This window comes from Bacteroides caecigallinarum, assembly GCF_016901995.1.
GTDB lineage: Bacteria > Bacteroidota > Bacteroidia > Bacteroidales > Bacteroidaceae > Phocaeicola > Phocaeicola cellulolyticus.
The window spans coordinates 1-3,746 of sequence record NZ_JACJLE010000102.1; the positions used below are offsets into that span (position 1 = coordinate 1).

Consider the following 3,746-nt stretch of genomic DNA (forward strand, 5'->3'; position numbering starts at 1 on the left):
TGCCTATAGAAAATCCCATATTTTTGTTCCTATAAATTAAAAGAATTTTCATATTAAAATTTCTTGTAAAATCTAATATTCATAGATGCTATATATAAAAATGAAGATATAACCAATGCCCCTAATGATGGTACAGAGCCTATCGGTCCCATTGATAATAAAAGAATAAAATTCGGCATTAGTAATATAGGTAATATGTTATTATGTCTATTTTCCCATCCTTTTATAACAAGATGTATAGTCCATCTAAAACGAAAAAATATTATTAATAGCCCTAATAGAAGCCCACATTCACCGATAATTAATCCAAAACCAGACTCAGCATTAAATATAGAGAACATGTTACCTTTTATTAATGATGCTCCTGCATTTGTCCCTATACCTAATCCATAGCCAAATAACGGTACATTCATAAATAAGCTATTAAAAAAGCCCATAATATAACGGTCCCAAATAGTACCATCTAATCCACCTTCACTATTGGAAGCATTCTCAATACGTGTTGTAAACGCATTTATACTATCACCAAACAAATCAAATTTATTTGCAATAAAAAGAACTATAATAACTCCTATTATACTAAATAATAATGATATTAATAATTTACTTTTAGTTCCAATAAGTGATATGAGTGCAAAAAACATAGTTATTACAGTCATCATTGCTAATGATCTAGATATGGAATATGGAATAGAAAGCATATAACAAAGCATTATAACATACAAAATCCATTGATTAATCTGTAATTCTTTTGGAAGAATTTTATTTGATAACATAAAATAAAAGACAAAAGAGCAAACTATACTTTGAAAAGAAGTATAACCAGATGTAAAAGAAAAAGTACCCGGTGGTCTAAAATAGGAAATACCTTCAACCATGGCTCCTCCAAAACCTGCTCCAGACATATCTCCACCAACTCCTCTATTTACCCATGCACTCTGAGGTTGATAAAATTGCATTATAATTAAAACAGTCATAGGAATACTTATATATAAAAGAACTCTTCCTATTTTTACAACATCCTCCCAATTCAATAATCGTGCAGCTATAACAATAAATGGGAAATGAAAAAAATAAATATGCCACCCATACAATCCAATAAAAAGATTTTGATGACCAAATATAAGTGCAGTAAATAAACAGATAGTTCCAACTATCATTAATCCTTTTGCTTCACCCATCCCTACTATATTTGAATTATAGCATTTAAAAAACAAATACAGCACTATTGGTTCACGCACAAGAAGGAGAGGACCTGAAAGCCCAGGAAAAACCCATTTACGCAGTGCACCTTCAAAGATAAAGAGCAATATGTAAACCCATACCCACTTCTTATAATATTCTATCTGCTGTTGTCTCATGATAGTTATTTATTCTCAATAATCTTTTTAATAGCATTGCTTAATTCATACTCATACATACTCCATGGACGTTTTGAAGCAGTATCCATAGCTTTTTTACCAATTGATGAGAGTCTTGAACGATTTTGTATGATATTATTTATTTTATCTCTTAAAGCTTCTGAGTTGGCAGGATCGACAATCCAACCATTCTCTCCATCTTTAATAAAATCATTACCACACGTACGATTTGTTGTTAATACAGGTGTTCCTTGTGACATTGCTTCAGTAATTACTAAACCAAAGCCTTCAAATAATGAAGGGAATATTAATACATCAAATTCTCTCATAAACTCCAATATTTTATCATGAGACAAATATGGTATATGATGATATTTTTTTAAAGCTTCCTTAAGTGCAGGACATATTGTAGCGTACGAATCGTTTCCTACTAAAGTTAAATCTATTTCATTCTCAAATCCATTTAATGCATCAAACATATAGCTTAATCCTTTAGCCTGAGTTAATCTTCCAACAAATAAAAATTTAAGCCTACGACCATCTGTTGGAGTGTACTCTCTATTGTGATAAACCTTAGGAAAACCATAAGGTATTACAGAAATGGGGGCGTGATTGTATGGAAAATCTTCTTCTATAGATTTTTTAGTAAAAGAACTTGCAACAAATATGTAATCAGCTAATTGTAATTCTGCATCTTTTCTTTCTAGTTTCTCTTTTGAATCACTGAAAGTTGTTCCTAATGCAGTAGCCCATTCAGGATTTTTTGTTCTTTCATCTTCAAGAAGTCTTTGATATGTTCGCCAATGTATAATTGGTAAATCGAAGAAACACATTATTCCATCTTTTTTTGCTTGTTTAAACTGAATATATGCCCCTTCATCATATGCATAAACAGCCGCTATCTGATTTTTACGTCGATGTACAAATTTTGCAACATGATTATCAAGATTATGATATACATCGTCAACAGTTACATTAAATTTTTTAAGATTACGAAGAATTTCTTTAACAGGATAAGTTTTTGTAAATTTATTTAGAAAATTACTATATGTCCTCTTTCGAACAAAAGATAAAGGTCCAATACTTAGCTTATAAATTAAAGATCCTGAAAAACAAGCTATACTTGTATGAAAACTATGTAATATACCTGCTTTATAAAATCCATCTACAGCTCCACGTACATTAGCATTACCTGTAGGATGTGAGATAACCACCTTTCTAAACATAAAAATATAGTTTTTATAATACCATTTTTATTCATTTTAATGAATTGAAATACTCTACATAATGACGTCCTACTTCAATAGATGTATAGTGTTCTAGATGCTTAGCTACAGTCTCATAATCTACAGCCTTTACTTTCCCTTCTAAAAACATTTTTTCAGACAGATCTTTTACATTACCTTTCTTAAATAAGGTTCCACAACTTCCTACAGCTTCTTGCAATCCATCACCATCACTTACAATACATCTACATCCACAAGCCAAACCTTCTAAAGCAACTATACCAAATGCTTCATTATACACACTTGGTACAATCATACAAGCATGATTATTTAATTCTTTTACTAATTCTTCACCGTATTTCTTGCCTATAAATTGTATTTTATAGCCTAATGCTTGCTTTTGTAATTTGTGTAATTCGGAACCTTCCCCTATAATGGTTAGATTCCAAGGATTACTAGTTTTTGCTGAATACAGTTTATAGGCATCAATCAGTAAGTTCACGCCTTTTTCTGTAACAAGTCTCCCTACAAAAACAAATCCTTTACGTTCACTGGTATTTGTTATTTTAAATAACTGTGAATTATAAGCGTTATGTATAACAGTTACATTATGTAAATGTAATTTATCTGCTACAGCCTTGCTTACAGCTATGTTTTTAGCTAATCTTGAAGTAAAACATTTTATTCTTGAAATAATAGTAGGTTTACCATCCCAAGCATGGAAATAACAAGTGTGATGTATGGCTACCCATTTCTTAGGCCTCACAAATAATGGCCAAATTCCATTGAGTGAAAGTACTGAGTGAACATATACGTCACACCATTTATACCAATGCCATAAGCTCTTACAACTTGTATCACGTATCACTCTATAAGGAAATTTTTTATCGTCTTCATTTTTATTACTTTGGGGGGTTATCAGAGTTACATCAAATCCATTTTTATGTAACTGCTCACATATAATCATATTTATTGTTTCCAATCCACCTGTATTAGGATAAAATGCTGGAGTATATATAAGTAATCTCATTTTTTTATATTTGTATATAATTGATTTAATAACAATGGTAATACAATTCCTACAATACTATATAATAACCAAAATGGAGAAGGTGGAATAGACATTTCTTCTAATGCTACATCTATATTGCATAAATTC

At 30.5% G+C, this 3,746-nt stretch carries 3 protein-coding genes; all 3 read right to left on the reverse strand.

Annotated features, from left to right (window positions below; genetic code table 11):
* Positions 1-53 precede the first annotated feature (53 nt).
* Genes H6A61_RS15020 through H6A61_RS15030 form a run of 3 tightly spaced genes read right to left on the reverse strand, consistent with a single transcriptional unit; the run spans position 54 to position 3,617 of the window.
* Positions 54-1,361, reverse strand: coding sequence for a hypothetical protein (locus H6A61_RS15020; protein WP_204394703.1), 1,308 nt, complete (start codon positions 1,359-1,361; stop codon positions 54-56).
* Between the two features lie 5 nt (positions 1,362-1,366).
* Positions 1,367-2,587, reverse strand: a complete 1,221-nt coding sequence (locus tag H6A61_RS15025; RefSeq protein ID WP_239469254.1) for a glycosyltransferase family 4 protein — start codon at positions 2,585-2,587, stop codon at positions 1,367-1,369.
* A 31-nt stretch (positions 2,588-2,618) separates the two neighbouring features.
* Complete coding sequence (locus H6A61_RS15030) at positions 2,619-3,617, reverse strand: glycosyltransferase family 4 protein (RefSeq protein WP_204394704.1); 999 nt, start codon at positions 3,615-3,617, stop codon at positions 2,619-2,621.
* Positions 3,618-3,746: the final 129 nt, after the last annotated feature.

Excerpts from the sequence above, each read along its gene's own strand:
- H6A61_RS15020 (WP_204394703.1), bottom strand. The coding sequence starts at position 1,361 with ATGAGACAACAGCAGATAGAATATTATAAGAAGTGGGTATGGGTTTAC.
- H6A61_RS15025 (WP_239469254.1), bottom strand. The coding sequence starts at position 2,587 with ATGTTTAGAAAGGTGGTTATCTCACATCCTACAGGTAATGCTAATGTA.
- H6A61_RS15030 (WP_204394704.1), bottom strand. The coding sequence starts at position 3,617 with ATGAGATTACTTATATATACTCCAGCATTTTATCCTAATACAGGTGGA.